Origin of the sequence: Bacillus cereus group sp. BfR-BA-01379 (assembly GCF_022663605.1) — a bacterium.
In the GTDB taxonomy this organism is placed as follows: Bacteria; Bacillota; Bacilli; order Bacillales; family Bacillaceae_G; genus Bacillus_A; species Bacillus_A mobilis.
In genome coordinates this window covers 1-653 of the sequence record NZ_JAKUFT010000182.1, presented here as the reverse complement: position 1 = coordinate 653, position 653 = coordinate 1, and the positions used below count along the sequence as shown (strand labels likewise).

Genomic DNA, 653 nt, shown 5'->3' with positions numbered 1-653 from the left:
GAAAAAAGTAGTAAATAGCCCGTCACCGAAGTTAGGAGAAGAAGTAGAATACCGAATTAGCTTTAAAAACACGGTAGAAAGCGGAAAACTAACAGAGGTAAAAATAGAAGATGATTTACCGAATGGATTAGAGTATGTGAAAGAAAGTGTGAAAGCAGAAGGATCTAAGCCAGAGCCGGTAGAACTGCAAGTGAAAGATGGAAAAGTAATTGCTAAATATCCAGAGATTACGGATACAGAAGAAAGAAGTATCGTCTTTAAAGCGAAAGTAAAAGAAAACTTCAAAATTGGCGAAGGTATTGTCAATAAAGTAGTTGTTGATGATACGAAAGATCCAACGACCTCAGAAGTAACGATTACACCAGAATATAAAGACGGTAAGCTGAAAGCAGAGAAGGTTGTAAACAATAAGAAGCCGAAGTTAGGAGAAGAAGTAGAATACCGAATTAGTTTTAAAAATACGGTAGAAAACGGGAAGCTAGCCGAGGTTAAAGTAGAAGATGAAATTCCAGCTGGATTAGAGTATGTGGAGAACAGTGTGAAGGCAGAAGGTTCTAAACCGGGTCCAGTAGAACTGAAAGTGGAAAACGGCAAGGTCATGGCAAAGTATCCAGCGATTATGGATACGAAAGAAAGAAGCATTGTCTTTAAAG

General features: G+C 38.1%; 1 protein-coding gene. It reads left to right on the top strand.

Features of this window, described 5'->3' with window-relative positions:
* A partial coding sequence (locus MR113_RS27310) for an isopeptide-forming domain-containing fimbrial protein (RefSeq protein WP_242257484.1) occupies nt 1-653 on the top strand: 653 nt, incomplete at both ends.